This is a genomic window from Methanophagales archaeon (assembly GCA_021159465.1).
Classification (GTDB): domain Archaea; phylum Halobacteriota; class Syntropharchaeia; order Alkanophagales; family Methanospirareceae; genus G60ANME1.
The window spans coordinates 1-4,313 of sequence record JAGGRR010000075.1; the positions used below are offsets into that span (position 1 = coordinate 1).

A 4,313-nucleotide genomic window follows, 5' to 3' on the forward strand; every position below is an offset into this window, starting at 1 on the left:
AGATGATTGACATTCTATATCTAGAAAATGTGAGTATGATTGAGGTATGTGGTAGGCGCGATATGGGAAAGTGTGTGGAAAGTGTGTGGTAGGGCAGGTGATTTTAACGTTCTGGCAGAACCAGAGTTTTCTCAACCCCCTGTTGGTCAAATAATACTTGAACAGTTATCGCTCACCCAAACCCCGCCAAACGTTATATGCTATGTCGCTTGAAAGGAAAAAAATGAAAGGCTCAACACTAATGTGGTGGGATAGAGAGTTGAAAATAACCGGGAAATTTGATATAGGTGCTGATGTAGTTTTATACTTAGGGGATACTTTGGACCTCCTCAAACAAATTCCTGACAAAACGGCGGGTCTTATTGTTACTTCACCCCCTTATAACATAGGGAAACCTTATGAGAAAAAACTTAACCTTCAGGAGTATATAGAACAACAAGAGAAGGTTATTAAAGAGTCTATTAGAATTACAAAAGACGATGGAAGTATATGCTGGCAAATAGGCAATTATGTTGAGAACGGCTCTATTATTCCACTGGATATTCTTCTCTATCCTATTTTTGATAGGTTTGGTCTTAAGTTAAGAAACAGAATCGTTTGGCATTTTGGACACGGTTTACATGCCCAAAAAAGATTCTCTGGTAGATATGAAGTTATACTTTGGTTTACAAAGTCTGAAAACTACATTTTTAACCTTGATGCAGTTAGAGTTCCTCAAAAATATCCCAGTAAGAAATACTTTAAAGGACCCAAAAAGGGAGAATTATCCTGTCATCCTCTTGGTAAGAACCCTACTGATGTATGGGAAATCCCAAATGTAAAATCTAACCACCCGGAGAAAACTATTCATCCATGTCAATTTCCTGTAGAGTTAATTGAGAGACTTGTTCTTGCTCTTACGAATCCAGGTGATTGGGTAATCGATCCATTTATTGGGGTCGGTTCAACAGCGATAGCTGCTATCTTACATGGTAGAAGGGCTGCTGGTGCAGATATAATTGAAGAATATATAAAAATCGCAAAACAAAGGATTGAGTTACTTCTTAGAGGTAAATTAAAACTAAGACCTATGGGCAAACCAATTTATGAACCAAAACATCTTAGAATGGAAATAGAAGCGGGTCTTTTTGATTATTTGGAAGGTGAAAAAAATAAAAAAAGTCTTTGAATATTCTCATCTTGGAGACTTGGGGATATTAAAAGTAAGATATCCTCATATAGAGCAAGAAATAGATGAAATCATAGACTCTATCAAGATTACAGGTAGAACCAAAATAAGTAAAGAGAAACACAAAATAAAGGCATTTAAACAGATAGATTTTTTAAAGGAAAGAATCTTGGTTGAAGTGCAGTTTGGTAAGTATACTTTTATGTTCTATGATCTTGCTAAATTCCAATACTTTTACAATAAAAATCAGGCAGACGTTGGTATTGAGATAGTTCCATGTTATTATCTTCACAAAGAAATGTCTACAGGGGTCTCTTATGGTGAACAACTTGTTTACGATATTGAGCGACTTCAGAGAAATTTTCCTAGCGTTCCTATAAAAGTAATATTCATAGATGTATGATAAAAATGTGCAACACAGCGTATAACAGAGCGTATCTGGCTCCGTGCCTCCGGCACTCCGCCCAAATTCACCCTTGGGGAACTTTAGATACGCCCCAATCGTTATCTGAAATGCTGTGCCTGAGAAAGACGAAAAGGAGGAGAATTAAATGTCTCAATTAGAACAAAATCCGCTTATTGGTGTCGAAACTGCAAATTCCCGCTGGAATTGGCTCTACAGAGTCGCCGGAGTGGCTGCCCTGATCTCATTAGTGATTATCCCGATCCAGGTCATCATCTTCATCGTCTCACCGCCACCAAGCACTGCAATCGGCTGGTTCAGCCTATTTCAGAACAATAAGCTCCTGGGACTCCTGACTTTTGAACTCTTGATTGTTGTTAGCAATGCTCTTGCGATCCCGATGTATCTCGCCTTCTACGTTGCCCTCAGACGAGGCAGTGAATCTTTCATGGCCATCGCTACGGTCATTGGCTTGGTAGGGATTGTGGCTTTCTTCGTAGCGAGACCCGCTTTCGAAATGCTTTACCTCAGCGACCAATACGCGGCTGCCACAACGGATGTGCAAAGATCTATGTTCCTGGCAGCAGGAGAGGTGATGATTGCTACTTTCAAGGGCACTGCTTCCCACTTGAGTTACGTCTTCGCGGCCTTAGCCCCTCTGATAATCTCAGTTGTCATGCTGCGGAGCAATATCTTCAGCAAGGCAACTGCTTATACGGGAATTCTGGCGAATGTAATTGCATTATGCTTTTACGTGCCAAAGATAGGCATCATCTTCGGAATCATTTCTGTCTGCCCGTTTTTGATGATATGGGAGATCCTGATTGCCCGAAGGTTTTTCCAGTTAGGGAGAGGTATCTCTGAAGAAGAGATGAATCGGATTGGAGGTATATCATGATGAAAGTATTGATAGTTTACGATTCGGTTTTTGGCAATACAGAGAAAATAGCCCAAGTGATTGGTAACGCGATGGGTTCCCAAGCAGAGGTCAACATACTTCGTGTGGGTAATGTGAAGCAGGAAAATTTGAGAGGTTTAGACGTGCTTATCGTTGGCTCGCCTACGCGGGCATTTAAGCCTACAAAAGAGATCACAAACTTTCTGAAAGGATTTCCAAAAAATGGTCTAAAAGGTGTCAATGTAGCTGCATTTGATACCAGGTTTACAATGAGTGCTATAGAAGAATCACGCGTGTTACTATTTTTTGTAAGATTATTTGGCTATGCCGCCAAGCCGATCTCAAACAGACTCAAGAAAAAAGGGGGAGAATTGATCATACCTCCTGAAAGGTTCTTTGTAGAAGGGGTAGAAGGTCCACTGAAAGAAGGAGAGATAGAGCGTGCTGCCAGCTGGGCGAAAGAGATTGTTAAGGGTAAAAAGTAGTTCAACAACGAAACATCGGTTGTGGAGAAGTAGGTGCATATGTTGGACTTAACCGATCAGCAAATTAAGATATGGATGGTTTTATAACTGTACCAAAGATGGAGAACGGCACAGCACATCAGATAACACAGCATATATGCTACGGCTACGCCTTGCCCTTCAGGACGTCGACTTCGTCGGGACGTCGTATATGCTGGAGACGTTAAGTGAAATGCTCAAGTCCGCCTTGAGAAGGAGTAAGTTTATATGCAATCCTAAAATAACATGAAATCAAACAGGAGGTAAAAGAGATGGAAATACCGACTTTGCCGGAAAAAGAAAGACAAAAGATGTTCACCCAAATGTGGGTGGGGCAGATGTATGGGGCAATTGGCTTCATCATGGAGAAATAGGGACTGCAAGGATGGGAAGAATACAATCAACGAGTGGCAAAGTAATCTGCCGAACAATTTAAAGCAATGGGAAAAGATGACCCTATGGGTTTTGCGATGACCCAGGCGATAACATGCAAAAATGTCTTTGGTAGCAATGTGGATGTTGTGCCAAATGAGGATGGAAGTGTTACTTTGGAGATTAAGGAATGCAACAATCTAAAGGTAGCCTTGGAATTTGCAGAGAAAAGAGCTTCGATAACGAAGAATCAACATTGTGGTGGGTGCAAAAATGGTTATTTTAAGCCCGTTGCCAAGAATTTAAGAGTGGATTTGGCAGCGGAATTTACAGACAAAGGATGCAAAATGACTATTAGAAAATGAACTCAGTGATTGTCTGGATGTGTGGCGGGCTTGAGCAACTCTGCGGTGCTTCGCACCTTGCCCATCGGGGTCACTTAACAGGAGGGTATGTGGCTTCGCCTTCACCTTCGGCTACGCCCAAATTTCGCCTTACAGCGGAACTTCACATATTCCACAAAACGTTGTCCGAAATCGCCCGAAGCCCCTTTGTGGAAAATATTAATATTGTGGAATTGTATAGGGTGAAATGATGAACAACTGGGTGAAAATAGTAATAGGTGATAGTCGAAAAATGATAGAAGTTGATGATAATAGCATAGATCTTGTTGTTACGTCTCCTCCTTACTGGCATATTAAAGATTACGGAGTTGAAGGACAGATTGGTTATGGACAAAGTCTACATGAATATTTAAAAGATTTATATAGAGTCTGGAAGGAATGCTACAGAATTCTTAAACCGGGACGGAGATTTGTAATAAACATAGGCGATCAATTCGCCCGTTCTATAATTTACGGCAGATATAAAATTATACCACTGCATGCTGAGTTTATAGCTCAATGCGAGGACATAGGCTTTGATTATATGGGATCAGTAATCTGGCAGAAGAAAACCACAATGAACACT

Annotated in this window: 6 protein-coding genes; all 6 read left to right on the top strand. The window is 40.8% G+C overall.

From position 1 onward, the window contains the following. Positions 1–223: 223 nt before the first annotated feature. A complete protein-coding gene (locus J7J01_04005) occupies positions 224–1,168 on the top strand; it encodes a site-specific DNA-methyltransferase (protein ID MCD6210046.1) in 945 nt (314 codons plus the stop codon). Further along, positions 1,143–1,571 (top strand): hypothetical protein, encoded by a 429-nt coding sequence (locus J7J01_04010; protein MCD6210047.1) that lies wholly within the window; start codon positions 1,143–1,145, stop codon positions 1,569–1,571. Before J7J01_04005 ends, J7J01_04010 begins: the two co-directional genes overlap by 26 nt. A 148-nt stretch (positions 1,572–1,719) precedes the next feature. Beyond that, positions 1,720–2,469, top strand: a complete 750-nt coding sequence (locus J7J01_04015; GenBank protein ID MCD6210048.1) for a DUF4386 family protein — start codon at positions 1,720–1,722, stop codon at positions 2,467–2,469. Next, positions 2,466–2,954, top strand: coding sequence for a flavodoxin family protein (locus J7J01_04020; protein MCD6210049.1), 489 nt, complete (start codon positions 2,466–2,468; stop codon positions 2,952–2,954). Before J7J01_04015 ends, J7J01_04020 begins: the two co-directional genes overlap by 4 nt. 458 nt (positions 2,955–3,412) lie before the next feature. Then, positions 3,413–3,709 carry a hypothetical protein gene (locus J7J01_04025; protein MCD6210050.1) on the top strand — a complete coding sequence of 99 codons (297 nt, stop codon included), beginning with the start codon at positions 3,413–3,415 and terminating at the stop codon, positions 3,707–3,709. A gap of 271 nt (positions 3,710–3,980) precedes the next feature. Further along, positions 3,981–4,313 (top strand): site-specific DNA-methyltransferase (locus J7J01_04030; protein MCD6210051.1); only part of this gene is annotated, 333 nt, incomplete at its 3' end.

Excerpts from the sequence above, each read along its gene's own strand:
- J7J01_04005 (MCD6210046.1), top strand. The coding sequence starts at position 224 with ATGAAAGGCTCAACACTAATGTGGTGGGATAGAGAGTTGAAAATAACC.
- J7J01_04015 (MCD6210048.1), top strand. The coding sequence starts at position 1,720 with ATGTCTCAATTAGAACAAAATCCGCTTATTGGTGTCGAAACTGCAAAT.
- J7J01_04020 (MCD6210049.1), top strand. The coding sequence starts at position 2,466 with ATGATGAAAGTATTGATAGTTTACGATTCGGTTTTTGGCAATACAGAG.
- J7J01_04025 (MCD6210050.1), top strand. The coding sequence starts at position 3,413 with ATGGGAAAAGATGACCCTATGGGTTTTGCGATGACCCAGGCGATAACA.